The sequence below is a fragment of the Paracoccus sp. PAR01 genome, assembly GCF_014851995.1.
GTDB classification, from domain to species: Bacteria; Pseudomonadota; Alphaproteobacteria; order Rhodobacterales; family Rhodobacteraceae; genus Paracoccus; species Paracoccus litorisediminis.
The window spans coordinates 20,342-33,395 of the sequence record NZ_JACVAW010000012.1 but is presented as its reverse complement, the minus strand read 5'-3'; the positions used below and the strand labels follow the sequence as shown (position 1 = coordinate 33,395).

Annotated in this window: 19 protein-coding genes; 11 read left to right on the top strand and 8 right to left on the bottom strand. The window is 64.0% G+C overall.

All coding sequences use genetic code 11. The annotated features are described in order from the left end of the window. Nucleotides 1-2: 2 nt before the first annotated feature. The 3 genes from IB235_RS16845 to IB235_RS16835 are packed head-to-tail and all read right to left on the bottom strand — an operon-like array spanning nucleotide 3 to nucleotide 2,372. Nucleotides 3-593 carry a TetR/AcrR family transcriptional regulator gene (locus tag IB235_RS16845; RefSeq protein WP_192337672.1) on the bottom strand — a complete coding sequence of 197 codons (591 nt, stop codon included), beginning with the start codon at nucleotides 591-593 and terminating at the stop codon, nucleotides 3-5. A gap of 49 nt (nucleotides 594-642) precedes the next feature. Continuing rightward, nucleotides 643-1,287 (bottom strand): aminotransferase class IV family protein, encoded by a 645-nt coding sequence (locus IB235_RS16840; RefSeq protein ID WP_192337671.1) that lies wholly within the window; start codon nucleotides 1,285-1,287, stop codon nucleotides 643-645. After that, nucleotides 1,236-2,372 carry an aminodeoxychorismate synthase component I gene (locus IB235_RS16835; RefSeq protein WP_192337670.1) on the bottom strand — a complete coding sequence of 379 codons (1,137 nt, stop codon included), beginning with the start codon at nucleotides 2,370-2,372 and terminating at the stop codon, nucleotides 1,236-1,238. Before IB235_RS16835 ends, IB235_RS16840 begins: the two co-directional genes overlap by 52 nt. A 153-nt stretch (nucleotides 2,373-2,525) precedes the next feature. Between IB235_RS16835 and IB235_RS16830 the strand changes: the two genes are divergently transcribed. The 3 genes from IB235_RS16830 to ybaK all read left to right on the top strand — a co-directional run bounded on the left by IB235_RS16830 (nucleotide 2,526) and on the right by ybaK (nucleotide 3,964). Then, the gene (locus tag IB235_RS16830) at nucleotides 2,526-2,885 is read left to right on the top strand and encodes a helix-turn-helix transcriptional regulator (protein WP_211595128.1); all 360 of its coding nucleotides are present in this window, start codon (nucleotides 2,526-2,528) and stop codon (nucleotides 2,883-2,885) included. Continuing rightward, entirely contained in the window at nucleotides 2,882-3,412 is a 531-nt protein-coding gene (locus IB235_RS16825) for an SRPBCC family protein (RefSeq protein WP_192337669.1), read from the top strand. The genes IB235_RS16830 and IB235_RS16825 overlap by 4 nt, the downstream gene beginning before the upstream one ends. Nucleotides 3,413-3,490: 78 nt before the next feature. Next, the gene (ybaK, locus tag IB235_RS16820; RefSeq protein WP_192337668.1) at nucleotides 3,491-3,964 is read left to right on the top strand and encodes a Cys-tRNA(Pro) deacylase; all 474 of its coding nucleotides are present in this window, start codon (nucleotides 3,491-3,493) and stop codon (nucleotides 3,962-3,964) included. 4 nt (nucleotides 3,965-3,968) lie between these two features. On the opposite strand, the gene IB235_RS16815 is transcribed toward ybaK, so the two are convergent. Next, entirely contained in the window at nucleotides 3,969-4,430 is a 462-nt protein-coding gene (locus tag IB235_RS16815; RefSeq protein WP_155040711.1) for a cupin domain-containing protein, read from the bottom strand. A gap of 107 nt (nucleotides 4,431-4,537) precedes the next feature. On the opposite strand from IB235_RS16815, the gene IB235_RS16810 reads away from it, so the two are divergent. Further along, nucleotides 4,538-5,455, top strand: a complete 918-nt coding sequence (locus IB235_RS16810) for a LysR family transcriptional regulator (RefSeq protein WP_192337667.1) — start codon at nucleotides 4,538-4,540, stop codon at nucleotides 5,453-5,455. 12 nt (nucleotides 5,456-5,467) lie between these two features. Here the strand turns inward: IB235_RS16810 and arsH are convergent, their stop codons facing one another. Genes arsH through IB235_RS16790 form a run of 4 tightly spaced genes read right to left on the bottom strand, consistent with a single transcriptional unit; the run spans nucleotide 5,468 to nucleotide 7,992 of the window. Next, nucleotides 5,468-6,199, bottom strand: a complete 732-nt coding sequence (gene arsH, locus IB235_RS16805; protein WP_192337666.1) for an arsenical resistance protein ArsH — start codon at nucleotides 6,197-6,199, stop codon at nucleotides 5,468-5,470. Then, entirely contained in the window at nucleotides 6,174-6,593 is a 420-nt protein-coding gene (locus IB235_RS16800) for an arsenate reductase family protein (RefSeq protein WP_192337665.1), read from the bottom strand. The genes arsH and IB235_RS16800 overlap by 26 nt, the downstream gene beginning before the upstream one ends. A gap of 10 nt (nucleotides 6,594-6,603) precedes the next feature. Continuing rightward, a complete protein-coding gene (gene arsB, locus IB235_RS16795; RefSeq protein WP_304612857.1) occupies nucleotides 6,604-7,644 on the bottom strand; it encodes an ACR3 family arsenite efflux transporter in 1,041 nt (346 codons plus the stop codon). Between the two features lie 12 nt (nucleotides 7,645-7,656). Further along, entirely contained in the window at nucleotides 7,657-7,992 is a 336-nt protein-coding gene (locus IB235_RS16790) for a helix-turn-helix transcriptional regulator (protein ID WP_155040706.1), read from the bottom strand. A gap of 153 nt (nucleotides 7,993-8,145) precedes the next feature. On the opposite strand from IB235_RS16790, the gene IB235_RS16785 reads away from it, so the two are divergent. From IB235_RS16785 to IB235_RS16755, 7 genes are all read left to right on the top strand, one after another. Then, nucleotides 8,146-8,406: a hypothetical protein gene (locus IB235_RS16785; protein WP_192337664.1), complete on the top strand. Its 261-nt coding sequence runs from the start codon at nucleotides 8,146-8,148 to the stop codon at nucleotides 8,404-8,406. A 64-nt stretch (nucleotides 8,407-8,470) separates the two neighbouring features. Further along, on the top strand, nucleotides 8,471-8,944 hold the full coding sequence (locus IB235_RS16780) for a VOC family protein (protein ID WP_192337663.1): 474 nt from the start codon (nucleotides 8,471-8,473) through the stop codon (nucleotides 8,942-8,944). Between the two features lie 129 nt (nucleotides 8,945-9,073). Continuing rightward, a complete protein-coding gene (napE, locus tag IB235_RS16775) occupies nucleotides 9,074-9,340 on the top strand; it encodes a periplasmic nitrate reductase, NapE protein (RefSeq protein WP_192337662.1) in 267 nt (88 codons plus the stop codon). Between the two features lie 93 nt (nucleotides 9,341-9,433). Beyond that, a complete protein-coding gene (locus tag IB235_RS16770; protein ID WP_370576919.1) occupies nucleotides 9,434-9,832 on the top strand; it encodes a ferredoxin-type protein NapF in 399 nt (132 codons plus the stop codon). Further along, nucleotides 9,822-10,070 carry a chaperone NapD gene (locus IB235_RS16765; RefSeq protein ID WP_192337660.1) on the top strand — a complete coding sequence of 83 codons (249 nt, stop codon included), beginning with the start codon at nucleotides 9,822-9,824 and terminating at the stop codon, nucleotides 10,068-10,070. The genes IB235_RS16770 and IB235_RS16765 overlap by 11 nt, the downstream gene beginning before the upstream one ends. 5 nt (nucleotides 10,071-10,075) lie before the next feature. After that, a complete protein-coding gene (napA, locus tag IB235_RS16760; RefSeq protein WP_192337659.1) occupies nucleotides 10,076-12,583 on the top strand; it encodes a periplasmic nitrate reductase subunit alpha in 2,508 nt (835 codons plus the stop codon). Then, complete coding sequence (locus tag IB235_RS16755) at nucleotides 12,583-13,053, top strand: nitrate reductase cytochrome c-type subunit (protein ID WP_225612413.1); 471 nt, start codon at nucleotides 12,583-12,585, stop codon at nucleotides 13,051-13,053. The genes napA and IB235_RS16755 overlap by 1 nt, the downstream gene beginning before the upstream one ends. The last annotated feature ends 1 nt before the right edge of the window (nucleotide 13,054 follow it).

The window sequence follows — 13,054 nt, the reverse complement described above, 5'->3', positions numbered from 1 at the left end:
GTTCACAGCGTCTCCAGCAGGTCGGTGGCCATGTCGCGTGCCTCGATCATGCGGGCGCTGGTCCCTTCCAGACCCGCCCGCGCCATCGCGCCTTCCAGCAGAAAGCTAAGCTGCCGGGCCAGATGGGCCGCACGGATGGGGTCCTGCGGCAGCAATTCCGTCAGCGGGGCCAGCAGCAGCGTTTCGACCTCTTCCTTGTGGCGGCGGACGGCATCGCGGCCCGCATCGCCCGCAGTCAGTTCGGCGGCGGCGTTCAGCAGGCCGCAGCCACGAAAGCCGCGCTCATAGGCGTATTCGGCATGATCGCGATAGGCGTCGAACACCGCCAGCAGCCGGTCCCGAGGCGTGACCGCACCCTTCATCCGCGCGTGATACAGGTCCAGCCATTCCTGATGCCGCGCCTCAAGATACTGGCTGACCAGATCGGCCTTGGAGGCGAAGTTGTTATACAGGCTTTTCTTGGCCACTCCGGCCCGTTCGACAATGGCGTCGATCCCGGTGCCGCCGATGCCGTTGTTGTAAAACAGAATGGCAGCAGCGCGCAGCAGCCTGTCGCGCGCGCTTTCGGGGGGATGTTTCGCGGGCTCGTCCATGGCGCTCCTCGGTGTAGGTAGATCGGTATACCTACTTTGAAGGCGTGGATCAAGTCAGTTCAGCCGGGATCAGGCCGCGCAGCGAATTGCCCATCCAGATCCGGGCGCGGGGCAGTTCCGACAGGTGCAGGACCCGTTCGCGGCATTGCCCAAGCGCCAGCATTTCGCCGCGCAGCACGCCGGGCAGCAGGCCGCAGGTCAAGGGCGGAGTGCACAGCCCGTCGCCCAGATCGTAGAAGATATTGGTGATCGTGCCCTCGCAGATCTGATCGCGCTCATTGAGGAAGATCAGCTCATCAATGCCCGGCGGCAGGGCGGCGCGGCTTTGATCGTAAAGCGCGCGATGGGTCGATTTGACCGAAAGCCACGGATCATCCGAGGCGATCCGCGCATCCGCCAGTGCCACCCGCCACAGGGGCGGGGTCGGGGCCAGCGCGCCCGTCGTCACCTCGACTGTGCCTGAGGAGTCCAGCGTCAGCCGCATTCGTGTCGGTCCCATGGGCGCTGCTTGCTGCAAGGCGGTCTCGGCAGCGACAGGATCACAGGGCCAGCCCAGCCGCGCGGCGGATTGCGACAGTCGCGCCAGATGACGGGGCAGGCGGATCAGGTCGCTGCCGTCCCATAGCAGCGTCTCGATCAGCTTCAGGTCCGGCCCAGATCCGTGAAACGGGTTTTCCACAGGGCTTCCTCCCATTCTCCGGTGGCGGTGGAATCCTGCACCACGCCGCCGCCGACATTCATCAACACGCGACCGTCCGGGAACAGCCGCAAGGTGCGGATCGCGACATTGAACGAGGCGCTGCCATCCGGCCCCATCCACCCCATCGCCCCGCAATAGACACCGCGCGGGAAGGGCTCCAGTTCCGCGATGATCTGCATGGCGCGGATCTTGGGCGCGCCGGTGATCGAGCCGCAGGGGAACAGCGCCTGCATCAGCCGGTCCAGCCGCGCTGGTCCGTCCAGCCGCCCGACCACCCGCGAGATCATCTGATGCACGGTCTCCAACGCATCGACGCGGAACAATTCCGGCACCTTGACCGAGCCGACCTGCGCGATGCGGGCAATGTCATTGCGCAGCAGATCGACGATCATCAGATTCTCGGCCCGGGTCTTGTCGCTGTCCTGCAGCTCCTGCGCCAAGGCGCGGTCGCGGATGGGGTCGGGGTCGCGGGGGGCGGTGCCCTTCATCGGGCGGGTCTCGATCACGCCATCCGCATCAAGACGAAAGAACAACTCGGGCGAACGCGAGATGATCACCGGTCCCACGCCCATATCGGCATAGGCACCGTGCCCGACCGGCTGGCGCTGCCGCAAGGCCGCGTAAAGCCCAAGCCCGGTGCCAGTTTCCAGCCGGGTTTCCAGCGGGAAGGTCAGATTCACCTGATAGCAATCGCCCTGAGCGATGTAATCGGCCAACCGCCGGAAGCGCGCGTGATAGCCGGACTCATCCATCAGCGGCATCAGATCGGCCAGCCGCGCCTGATCGGCCTGCTGGGCGGCGGCGTCCAGAAACCCGTCCGCAGGTTGCGGGCCGTCGTGGATGCCAAAGGCCAGCAAAGGTTCATTTTCCGGCAGGCGCATCAGGGGGTGCAGACGGGGCTCCAGCGCCAGCCCGGCCTCATAGCCGATCCAGCCCGCGACCCATGCACCTTGCGCCCGTGCCGCCTCGATCTCGCGCAGCGCGGGCAGCACCTCGTCAGCGGTCCAGGCGACGACCAGATGGCGCGGATCGCGAAACAATGCGGCGCGTTCCCCCGGCCCGTCTTCGAAAAGGATCATGCCCACTCCGGCAGCAGTGAATTCTTGCCCGCTGATGCCCCAGCGCCAAGGGTCTGTCCAGCGGCAGCACGCCGCATTTCATTTAACCAAATTGTTGACTGACGATGCGGCCGGGTATAATTTAACAATATGGTTGAACAAGAATCGCACCCCATGGACACCATCTTTCACGCGCTGAGCGACGAGACCCGCAGGCAGATGCTGCACGACCTTGCCGATGGCGAGCGCAGCGTGACCGAGCTGGCCGCGCCGCATGACATGTCGCTGGCTGCGGCCTCAAAGCATATCAAGGTGCTGGAAAAGGCCGGGCTGATCCGGCGCGAGATCCGCTGGCGGACCCATATCTGCCATCTGGAAGCCGCGCCGCTGAAGCGCGCCCATGACGAACTGGCCTTCTATGAGCGGTTCTGGACCTCGCGCCTTGACGTGCTCGAACGGCTTTTGGCCGAAGAGGACGCGCAGCAGCGCAAGGACAAAGACAACCCCAACCCAAGCCACGGAGACGACCGATGAAAGATCTGGAATTGGCCGATCGTTTCGGCACCCTCGTCAATCCCACGACGCTTGTGATCCGGCGCTGGCTGCCCGGACCGATCGAAAGGATCTGGTCCTACCTGACCGACAGCGACAAGCGTCGCAAATGGCTGGCCTCGGGCGATATGGAGCTGACCCCCGGATCGCCGCTGGAGCTGGTCTGGCGCAACGACGATCTGAGCCGCCCCGGCGATCCGCGACCCGAGAACTTCCCTGAGGAGCATCGGTTGCAAAGCCGGGTCATCGCCGCCGATCCGCCGCACCGGCTGGTGATCGGTTGGGGCGAGGGCGACGTCACCTTTGAACTGCAGCCCAAGGATGGGCGGGTGCTGCTGACCCTGACCCATACCGGCCTGACCGAGCGCTCGACCAAGGTCGGTGTCAGCGCCGGGTGGCACGTGCATCTGGATCTGCTGGTGGCCGAGGCCTCGGGCGATACGGCGTCCAGCTTCTGGGCGGGCTGGTCCGCCCTGCGCCACACCTATGATGAGCGGATTCCGCAATAGCGGGCTCTGGCATCGGGACGCGGGCCATGCTTCATTGCCGCCCGGCCGGACATTTCCGGCGCAGGCAGGAGAAGAAGCATGGCCCGCGGCACCCCCGCAACGCTGGTCCTGAGCAAGGCCGGGATCGCCTTTGAACTGGTCGAATATGATTACGACCCCGGCGGCGAACGTGTCGGCCTGCAGGCCGCCGAGGCCATGCAGGTCACGCCGGATCGGGTGTTCAAGACCCTGATGGCCGAGGTCGATGGCAAGCCCATCTGCGCCATCCTGCCCTCGGATGCCGAGGTTGACATGAAGGCGTTGGCTGCCGTCTGCGGTGGAAAATCGGCACGGATGATGAAGCCCGACGTGGCGGAACGGATGACCGGCTACAAGGTCGGCGGGATCAGCCCGCTGGGCCAGCGCAAGCAGGTCACGGCCCTGCTGGAGCAATCGTCGCAGGCCCACGCCACCATCTATGTCAACGGCGGCAGGCGCGGGTTGCAGATCGTGCTGGCCCCGGACGACCTGACCCGCGCGCTGTCCTGCGACATGGCGAAATTCGCGCGCTAGGCTGTCAGGCCACTGCCGCCGCCAGCGCCGGAACGAAGCGCAGGTTGAACCGCGCGGCAAGGCTGTCGATGGCCTGCGGCGTCTGCGGGTCTTCGACCTCGACCGCGCCGAAAAAGCCCTCGAAGCCGCCGGGCGTCACGATGGTCATCACCCGCCCGGCGCTGTCGCCGATATTCTGGAAGCGATGCACCGCGCCGCGCGGGACGACGATCAGTCCGCCGGCCTCAAGCTCGACCCGCGTGCCGTTGCACCAGAAGGCGAAGCAGCCGTCGAGCACGCGAAAGAATTCATCCTCGCGTTCATGGACATGCATCGGTGGGCCCTCTCCGGCAGGGATGCAGGATTCAAAGACGCCAAGGCGGCCGCCAGTGGCCTCGGACGGGATGCGGATCAGATGCGGGCCAAAGCCCCTTGCCAGTTTCCCTTCGCCTGCGGGGGAAATGGCGGCCTGCTCAAAGCTGGTCATTCGGTTCTCCATCAAGACGATTGTTTTCGGATGCGACCGCTATAATCTGGGCCACGCTGGCCGATAAAGCGGCCGGATCCCGCTGCACTGTCCAGATGGTTTGACGAATGAAGACCGTCGATCCGCTTTACGGCATCGCCGCTTTCCTTGCCGTGGCCGCGCATGAAAGCTTCACCGCGGCCGCCGAAGGGCTGGGTCTGTCGCGGGCCACGGTCAGCGCGCAGGTCGCGGACCTTGAGCGGCGTCTGGGCGTGCGGCTGTTCCATCGCTCGACCCGGCTGGTGCGGTTGACCCCGGCGGGGCAGGTTTACCGCGATCACCTGTCCGATCTGGGCCAGCGCGTCGATCTGGCCGAACGCGCCGCCCGCGCCGAGCATACCGCCCCCGAAGGCCGGTTGCGCCTGACTGCACCGCCGGATTTCTGCCAGCGTTTCCTGATCCCATGGACTGCCGAGTTCCTGTCCGCCCATCCCGGCATGCGGATCGAGCTGGACCTGTCGAATGATGAGCGCAACCTGATCGAGGGCCGTTTCGATCTGGCGATCCGGGGCACGATCGCGGTCGGGCCAAACCTTGTGACGCGGGCGTTGGGGGCGTCACCGCTGATGACCTGCGCCACGCCCGATTATCTGGCGCGGCGCGGGCGGCCCATCCTGCCCGGCGATCTGGTCGGGCACGATCTGCTGCATTTCGCGCCCCTGCGGCGGGGGCGGGTCTGGACCATGACCCGCGGGGATGAACAGGTTGCCGTCCCGATCCTGCCCCGGCTGGAGTTGAATGACGGCAGCGCGTTGATGATCGCGGCGCTGAACGGCGCGGGCGTCTGCCAATTGCCCGCCTTTGTCGTGGGCGACGAATTGCGCGCCGGGCGGCTTGAGGCCGTGCTGACGGATTGGCGCGCGGGCGAGGTGCCGCTGCATGCGGTCTATCCCGACAACCGGCTGATCGCCTTGCGGGTCAAGGCCTTTGTCGATTTTCTGGCCCGCAAGTCCAGACGTCAACCGGATCTGTCGGGTAAGCCCTGACGCGGCGCGCCGTCAGACGGCCTGCTTCTGGTTCACCCGGCGCGACAGTTCTGCATGGCTTTCGACGCGCTCGGAATAGCGGTCGACCAGATGATCGCGGATGTCGCGGGTCAGCAGGGTGAAGCGGACCAGTTCCTCCATCACGTCGACGATCCGGTCGTAATAGGGCGAGGGCTTCATCCGCCCGGCCTCGTCGAACTCGTCCCATGCTTTTGCGACCGAGGATTGGTTGGGGATGGTCAGCAGCCGCATCCAGCGACCCAGAATGCGCAGCTGGTTGACGGTGTTGAAGCTTTGGCTGCCACCACAGACTTGCATCACCGCCAGCGTCTTGCCCTGCGTCGGTCGCACGCCGCCCAGTGACAGCGGAATCCAGTCGATCTGGGTCTTCATCACCCCCGACATTGCCCCGTGCCGTTCCGGAGAGGACCAGACCATGCCCTCGCACCAGCCGACCAGATCGCGCAGTTCCGCGACCTTGGGGTGATCGGCGGTTGCCTCATCGACCATGGGCAGGCCATGCGGGTCGAAGAAGCGCGTCTCGGCACCCAAAGCTTGCAAAATGCGCGCCGCTTCCTCGGCTGATAGCCGCGAAAAGCTGCGTTCGCGCAGCGAGCCGTAAAGCAGCAGGATGCGCGGCGCATGGCTGCTGCGTTCGGTCGGGAACAGTTGCGCGGGTTCGCTGGGGGCGAAGCAGGCGGGCTGGATATTGGGAAGGTCAGTCAAGGATCTCGCCCTTTTCATTCAGGATCATCTGGCCGTCTTCCTTGAACAGCGGACCGGGAGGCAGGCGGTCCAGCAAGGGCAGCACCGTTTCGGACGGGCGGCACAGGCGGGTGCCCTTGGGCGAGGCGACGATGGGCCGGTTGACCAGCACCGGACGGGCCAACATGGCCGCAAGGATCGTTTCGTCGCTGACGCCTTCGTCCAGCAGACCCAGTTCGGCGGCGGGGGATTTTGAGGTCCGCAGCGCCTGACGCGGGGTCAGGTCGCAGGCCGCGAACAGCGCCAGCAGTTGCGGCCGGGTCCAGCCCTCGGACAGGTAGTCGATGATGACGGGATCAGACCCCGAGGCGCGGATGATCTGTAGCACGTTTCTGGACGTGCCGCAGTCGGGGTTGTGGTGAATGACGATCATCGCGGGCTCCTCAGGCGAAACGGTTGCGGGTGCGGTTGGCAAAGGCGACCAGCGACAGCATCACCGGAACCTCGACCAGCACGCCGACCACGGTGGCCAGGGCCGCGCCTGAATGCAGCCCGAACAGGCTGATCGCCACGGCCACGGCCAGTTCGAAGAAATTCGAGGTGCCGATCATGGCGCAGGGCGCGGCGATGCGATGCGGGACGCGCAGGGCATAGGCTGCGGCATAGGCGATGGCAAAGATCGCATAGCTCTGGATCAGGATCGGCAACGCGATCAGGGCGATGATGAAGGGGCGGTCAAGGATCACCTGTCCCTGCAGCGCAAACAGGATGGCGACCGTGGCGATCAGGCCGATCATCGATATCGGCTTGATCCGCGCGGAAAAAGCCGCGATCGCCTTGGGCGTGCCCAGCCAGCGCCGCGTCAGCCAGCCTGCGGCCAGCGGCAGCACCACGTAAAGCAGCGTGGCGATGACCAGCGTGGACCACGGCACGGCGATCTCGGTCACGCCCAGCAGCAGCGCGACGATGGGGGCAAAGGCCACCACCATGACCAGATCATTGACCGAGACCTGCACCAGCGTATAGGTCGCGTCCCCCCGCACCAGTTGCGACCAGACAAAGACCATGGCCGTACAGGGCGCAGCCCCCAGCAGGATCAGCCCGGCAATATATTGCTGCGCGTCCTCGGGTGCGATCCATGGGGCAAAGACATGGTCAAAGAACAGAACCGCCAGCGCCGCCATGGTGAAGGGCTTGATCAGCCAATTGATGACCAGCGTGATCACCAGCCCGCGCGGCTGGCGCGCCACACCGGCCACCGCGCCGAAATCGACATTGACCATCATCGGATAGACCATGGCCCAGATCAGCACCGCGACGACCAGATTGACGCTGGCGACCTCGGCCCCGGCAATGGCATGGATCATCCCCGGAGCGGCCGCGCCAAGCGCGATCCCCGTCCCCATCGCCAGCGCCACCCACAGGGTCAGGCCGCGTTCAAATGTCCCCAGTCGTGCCGGGGCGTCATCGGTCATGTCGGTCATCATGTCCTCGGGTCAGGTGCAGTCGCAGGCGATCTGGTCAAGCAGGGGCTGGCACAGCGCGGCATTACCGCCGCAGCAATCCTCCATCAGGAAGCCCAGCAGCCCGCGCATCGTCTGCATCTCAGCGAAATAGCGGATCGAACGGCCCTCGCGCAGCGCGCGGACCAGCCCGGACGCGGCAAGGATGTTCAAGTGGTTCGACAGCGTATTGGCGCGGAACTGAAGCGCCGTGGCGATCTCGCCCGCCGCCATGCCTTCGGGTCCGGCGCGGACCAGCAGGCGAAAGACCTGAAGCCGCCCTTCATGGGCAAGGGCCGAAAGCGAGTCGAGGGCGTGATTCATTTCCATAATTCAGGAATAGTGGAAATGAGTGGGTTGGTCAAGCGCCTGCAATGACGTGGCGAATAACGGAACGTTCATAAAGAATTAACGCTTTTCGGTCATTGCGATGAAACGATTTGCGCCTGCCGGGCGTTGGCGGGCCAAAAACGAAAGAAGACCATGGCGGAAATACCCAATGACCTGCTGGCCTCGCTTCGCGCGGCGCTGGTGGACCTGAACAGTTCGAACCCCGAAGTGACCGATGAATTGCTTGGAAACGCGGATTCGGCACTGAGCCACGCCTTTGACGACCTGCTGGCCACATCCTACCAGATCGTCGAGGTGGCCAGCGTTTCCTCGACGCTGCGCGAGGGCGCGGCGGCAGCCAAACGCGACGATGCCGATCAGCAGATCGAGACAGCCGATCTGGCGTTGATCTGACGCGGGCCGGGGCCTTGCATTCCCGCAGGGATCACGGCCCCACCCCAAAGGAAAGGTTCATGCAATGGCCAAGAACACGATCTGCCTGTGGTACGACAAGGATGCCGAAGAGGCCGCAAATTTCTATGCCGGGGTTTTCCCCGACAGCCGGGTGACTGCGGTGCATCGCGCGCCCGGCGACTATCCCTCGGGCAAGAAGGGCGATGTCCTGACCGTTGAGTTCACCGTGGCGGGCATTCCCTGTCTTGGGCTGAATGGCGGCAGCTATTTTCATCACTCCGAGGCCTTCTCGTTCCAGATCGAGACCGAGGATCAGGAGGAAACCGACCGCTACTGGAATGCCATCGTCGGCAATGGCGGGCAGGAAAGCGAATGCGGCTGGTGCAAGGACAAATGGGGCCTGTCATGGCAGATCACCCCCCGCGTGCTGACCGAGGCCATGGCTGCGGGCGGCGAAGAGGCCAGCCGCGCCTTTGCCGCGATGATGACGATGGGCAAGATCGACGTGGCCGCGATCGAGGCCGCGCGCCGCGGCTGATCGCGCATGAAATACCCAATCCAACGGCGGGGGATGATCAGCCGTCCGCTCGCCGTTGGATTGATTGCAACACCAATTCAATCAGCGATCTAATTGTGAAAACTGCTCTCTTTCGAGGGTGGTTTTCTCATGTTAGGCTTTTCCTGTTCAGTCAGCACTTCGACAGCTTGCCCGTTTGCCTTGCATGGGGGAATACAGTTGCCCGACGCTCGCTACGATACGCAGGAAAGGCCCATCGCCCCCGGCCAACGGTTCAGGGAACTTGCGATTTTCCTTTTGCTTGCATTGGCCATCTGGCCGATTCTTTCGATTGCCTTTGTCGGAGCCTATGGCTTCATCGTCTGGATTTACCAGATATTCACAGGCCCACCCGGACCGCCGACAGTCGGGCACTGACCCGATATGCCAGCCAGTGCCAGCATATCGCGCCGCCAGCTTCTGAGGGGCCGCCCGCTTCCCGCGCCTTTTGAACCGCGCCCGCCCGGGGCGGTGTCGCTTGACGCCTGCACCGGCTGTGGCGATTGCGTCCGCGCCTGTCCGCAGCAGATCCTGTCCATCGCGCAGGATCGGGTGATCCTGCTGCCGTGCGACGAATGCACTTTTTGCGGCGAATGCGCGCGCGCCTGCCCCGAGCCGGTCTTTGGCGAAACCCGGATCATGGGCCATCTGGTCGCGATTTCCGGCGATTGCCTTACGCATGCCGGGATCAGCTGCATGACCTGCCGCGACACCTGCCCCGAGGACGCGATCTCGATGCGGCCGCGCATCGGCGGCCCCTTTCTGCCCGAAATCGACACCGCCGCCTGCACGGGCTGTGGCGCCTGCATTGCGCCCTGTCCGAACGGGGCAATTGGCATCATCGAAAGGAACATGGCCGATGCAGAATGAGGAATGGCATGTGTCCTCTGCCGTGATCAGCGTCGTCCCGGAAGCGATGCAATCTGTGCTGGAACAGATTTCCCGCCACGACAATGTCGAGGTGCATGGCCGCGACGATCGCCGGATCGTGGTCACGATCGAAGGCCGCAGCAGCGGCGAACTTGGCGAAAAACTGACGCAGATCAATCTGATAGACGGTGTCCTTGGCGCCAACATGGTGTTCGAGCACGCAGAGAATGCGGGGTAGCTAAGATGAGTGTCGACCAGACCAGACGTAACCTTCTGAAGGCCCATGCCGCGGCGCTCGCGGCGACGGCCGCCGGGCTTCCCGCTGCGGTTCTGGCCCAGCCCGTTCCGGGCGGGGTCGAGGCATTGCAGATCAAGTGGTCCAAGGCGCCCTGCCGTTTCTGCGGCACCGGCTGCGGGGTGATGGTCGGCGTCAAGGAAGGAAAGGTCGTCGCCACCCATGGCGACATGCAGGCCGAAGTGAACCGCGGCCTGAACTGCGTCAAAGGCTACTTCCTGTCCAAGATCATGTATGGCGAGGACCGCCTGACCACGCCGTTGATGCGCAAGACCAATGGCGTCTTCGACAAGGAAGGCGAGTTCGAGCCGGTCAGCTGGGACGAGGCCTTCGACGTCATGGCCGCCAAGGTCAAGGAGGTGCTCAAGGCCAAGGGGCCGGAGGGGGTCGGCATGTTCGGCTCGGGGCAATGGACCGTGCTGGAGGGCTATGCCGCGACCAAGCTGATGCGGGTCGGGCTGCGCTCGAACAACCTTGATCCGAATGCGCGCCACTGCATGGCCTCGGCGGCCACGGCCTTCATGCGCACCTTTGGCATCGATGAGCCGATGGGTTGCTATGACGATTTCGAACATGCCGACGCCTTCGTGCTGTGGGGCTCGAACATGGCGGAAATGCACCCGATCCTGTGGACGCGGCTGGCCGACCGTCGGCTGGGCACGCCGGGGGTGAAATGCGCGGTGCTGTCGACCTTTACCCATCGCTCGATGGATCTGGCCGACATTCCGATCGTGTTCAAGCCGGGGACCGATCTGGCGATCCTGAACTACATCGCCAATCACATCATCGAATCCGGTGCGGTGAACCAGGACTTCGTCGACAAATACACCAAGTTCGTGAAGGGCCAGACCGATATCGGCTATGGCCTGCGCCCCGACAATCCGCTGGAGGTGAAGGCCACCGGTGCGGCCGATGCGGGCAAGATGGACCCCTCGGATTTCGAGGCCTACAAGGCGCTGGTCTCAACCTACACGCTGGATTACGTCAGCAAGCTTTCAGGGGTCGAACCGGGCTTCCTCAAGGAACTGGCCGAGCTTTACGCCGATCCGAACCGCAAGGTCATGTCCTTGTGGACCATGGGCTTCAACCAGCATGTGCGCGGCGTCTGGGCCAACCAGATGGTCTACAACATCCACCTGCTGACCGGGAAAATCTCGGAACCGGGCAATTCGCCCTTCTCGCTGACCGGCCAGCCCTCGGCCTGCGGCACGGCGCGAGAGGTGGGGACATTCGCCCACCGCCTGCCCGCCGACATGGTGGTGACCAATCCCGAACATGTCAAACATGCCGAGGAGTTGTGGAAGGTTCCTCATGGGCTTCTGAACACGAAGCCCGGTTTCCACGCCGTGCAGCAGGACCGGATGCTGCATGACGGGGTGCTGAACTTCTACTGGATCATGGTGAACAACAACCTGCAGGCCAGTGCGAACAGCTCGAACGAGGCTTATCCGGGGTATCGCAATCCCGACAACCTGATCGTGGTCTCGGACGCCTATCCGACGGTGACGGCGATGGCTGCCGACATCATCCTGCCCGCCGCCATGTGGGTGGAAAAAGAGGGCGTCTATGGCAATGCCGAACGTCGCACCCATGCCTGGCACCAATTGGTCGACGCGCCGGGCGACGCGAAATCCGATCTGTGGCAACTGGTCGAGTTCTCGAAACGCTTCACCACCGATGAGGTCTGGCCCGCGGAACTGCTGGAGGCCAATCCCGAATACAAGGGCAAGACCATCTTTGAGGTCGCCTATGCCAATGGTCAGGTCGACAAGTTTCCCCTGACCGAAATCCGCGAGGATTATGCCAACCCCGAGGCGCAGGAATTCGGTTTCTACATCCAGAAGGGCCTGTTCGAGGAATATGCCAGCTTTGGCCGCGGCCATGGCCACGACCTTGCCCCCTATGACATGTATCAAAGCGACGAGATCCGGGGTCTGCGCTGGCCGGTGGTGGACGGCAAGGAAACCCGCTGGCGCTTCCGCGAAGGCTACGATCCCTTTGTCGAAAAAGGTCGGGGCGTGCAGTTCTATGGCTATCCCGACGGCAAGGCGCTGATCATCGGCGTTCCCTATGAACCGCCCGCGGAAAGCCCGGATGACGAGTTCAACTTCTGGCTGGTCACCGGGCGCGTGCTGGAACACTGGCATTCCGGTTCGATGACCATGCGCGTGCCGGAACTGTACAAGGCCTTTCCCGGTGCCAAGGTCTTCATGAACGCCACCGACGCGCGTGAGCGGGGGTTGAATCAGGGCATGGAGGTGCGGGTGATCTCGCGGCGCGGCGAGATCCGTTCGCGGGTGGAAATCCGCGGCCGCAACCGAATGCCCAAGGGGGTGATCTTTGTCCCGTGGTTCGATGCCAGCCAGCTGATCAACAAGGTGACGCTGGACGCGACCGATCCGATCTCGAAGCAGACCGATTTCAAGAAATGTGCCGTCAAGATTGAGGCCGTGTGATGAACGCGATCCGGACTGCCATGATTGTCCTTGCCTGCTGCGCCGCCAGCCTGACCCTGGCGCAGGGCCTTCCACAGGACCCGCCCGAACTGACAGGCCCCACGCCCCAGCCGATGGAGCCGATCCCCGCCGCGCCGCTGGAACGCTATGTCACCGATGACGTGCGCCAGATGCGCGCCTATCCCGAACAGCCGCCGATCATTCCGCATTCGATCGAGGGCTATCAGCTATCGGTCAATGCCAACCGCTGCCTGTCCTGCCACAAGCGGGAAAACTCGCTGGGGACGGGCGCGCCGATGATCTCGATCACGCATTTCATGACCCGCGAGGGGCAGATGCTGGCCGATGTCTCGCCCCGACGTTATTTCTGCACGCAATGCCATGTGCCGCAGGCGGATACCGAGGCGCTGGTGAAGAACACCTTTACCGACATGGCGGATATGGGCACGGAAACGGCGGGGGATCAGTGAC

Bases quoted from the DNA above. Each gene is read 5' to 3' on its own strand.
- IB235_RS16845 (WP_192337672.1), bottom strand. From the start codon at position 593: ATGGACGAGCCCGCGAAACATCCCCCCGAAAGCGCGCGCGACAGGCTG.
- IB235_RS16840 (WP_192337671.1), bottom strand. From the start codon at position 1,287: ATGGGAGGAAGCCCTGTGGAAAACCCGTTTCACGGATCTGGGCCGGAC.
- IB235_RS16835 (WP_192337670.1), bottom strand. From the start codon at position 2,372: ATGATCCTTTTCGAAGACGGGCCGGGGGAACGCGCCGCATTGTTTCGC.
- IB235_RS16830 (WP_211595128.1), top strand. From the start codon at position 2,526: ATGGACACCATCTTTCACGCGCTGAGCGACGAGACCCGCAGGCAGATG.
- IB235_RS16825 (WP_192337669.1), top strand. From the start codon at position 2,882: ATGAAAGATCTGGAATTGGCCGATCGTTTCGGCACCCTCGTCAATCCC.
- ybaK (WP_192337668.1), top strand. From the start codon at position 3,491: ATGGCCCGCGGCACCCCCGCAACGCTGGTCCTGAGCAAGGCCGGGATC.
- IB235_RS16815 (WP_155040711.1), bottom strand. From the start codon at position 4,430: ATGACCAGCTTTGAGCAGGCCGCCATTTCCCCCGCAGGCGAAGGGAAA.
- IB235_RS16810 (WP_192337667.1), top strand. From the start codon at position 4,538: ATGAAGACCGTCGATCCGCTTTACGGCATCGCCGCTTTCCTTGCCGTG.
- arsH (WP_192337666.1), bottom strand. From the start codon at position 6,199: ATGAAAAGGGCGAGATCCTTGACTGACCTTCCCAATATCCAGCCCGCC.
- IB235_RS16800 (WP_192337665.1), bottom strand. From the start codon at position 6,593: ATGATCGTCATTCACCACAACCCCGACTGCGGCACGTCCAGAAACGTG.
- arsB (WP_304612857.1), bottom strand. From the start codon at position 7,644: ATGACCGACATGACCGATGACGCCCCGGCACGACTGGGGACATTTGAA.
- IB235_RS16790 (WP_155040706.1), bottom strand. From the start codon at position 7,992: ATGGAAATGAATCACGCCCTCGACTCGCTTTCGGCCCTTGCCCATGAA.
- IB235_RS16785 (WP_192337664.1), top strand. From the start codon at position 8,146: ATGGCGGAAATACCCAATGACCTGCTGGCCTCGCTTCGCGCGGCGCTG.
- IB235_RS16780 (WP_192337663.1), top strand. From the start codon at position 8,471: ATGGCCAAGAACACGATCTGCCTGTGGTACGACAAGGATGCCGAAGAG.
- napE (WP_192337662.1), top strand. From the start codon at position 9,074: ATGTTAGGCTTTTCCTGTTCAGTCAGCACTTCGACAGCTTGCCCGTTT.
- IB235_RS16765 (WP_192337660.1), top strand. From the start codon at position 9,822: ATGCAGAATGAGGAATGGCATGTGTCCTCTGCCGTGATCAGCGTCGTC.
- napA (WP_192337659.1), top strand. From the start codon at position 10,076: ATGAGTGTCGACCAGACCAGACGTAACCTTCTGAAGGCCCATGCCGCG.
- IB235_RS16755 (WP_225612413.1), top strand. From the start codon at position 12,583: ATGAACGCGATCCGGACTGCCATGATTGTCCTTGCCTGCTGCGCCGCC.